The following is a 444-nucleotide window of genomic DNA, read 5'->3' as shown; positions in this document are numbered from 1 at the left end:
GTGGAGGTCTTGTCATTGGTGATGACCAGGGCGTCCTGCAACTCGGTGACGACAGAACCGACGCCGCTCCCGTGCGTCAGCGTCACCAGGCCGACGTAGGTCCCCGTCATGTAGGAGCGTTGGTCGAGCTCCACGGGGGCGTCATCAGCGCTTCCCTCGTTCTCGTCACCACCGCAAGCAGTCAGCGCGGACAGCACCACGGCCACCAACAGACGGGTCTTCGTCATCATCGTTCATGATCTCCCACTGGAGTGTCTACTCCATCCTCGCCTCCTAGGGAGACGGGGCCCGGCGCGAAAGTCGCGGACTCCATTTTCTTGTCCGCGGGGCAAGCATTCAGCGCGTCAGCGTGGCAGGCATTGACTGTGAGGCATTGATCTGCCCCGAGAGGGACCGCTCCACGGTGTGGCCGTGGAGCGGCCGTCACGTCTAGTGCGGGGCGGA

At 64.0% G+C, this 444-nt stretch carries 1 protein-coding gene; it reads right to left on the bottom strand.

Going from position 1 to position 444, the window contains the following annotated elements; genetic code table 11:
• Positions 1 to 230, bottom strand: a 230-nt coding sequence (locus tag D7Y04_RS42695; RefSeq protein ID WP_147477342.1) for a hypothetical protein, incomplete at its 3' end; no start/stop codon positions are given.
• Positions 231 to 444 lie beyond the last annotated feature (214 nt).

It is taken from the genome of Corallococcus sp. AB038B (assembly GCF_003668955.1).
Taxonomy (GTDB): domain Bacteria; phylum Myxococcota; class Myxococcia; order Myxococcales; family Myxococcaceae; genus Corallococcus; species Corallococcus exiguus.
This window is presented reverse-complemented; position numbering and strand designations above follow the sequence as displayed.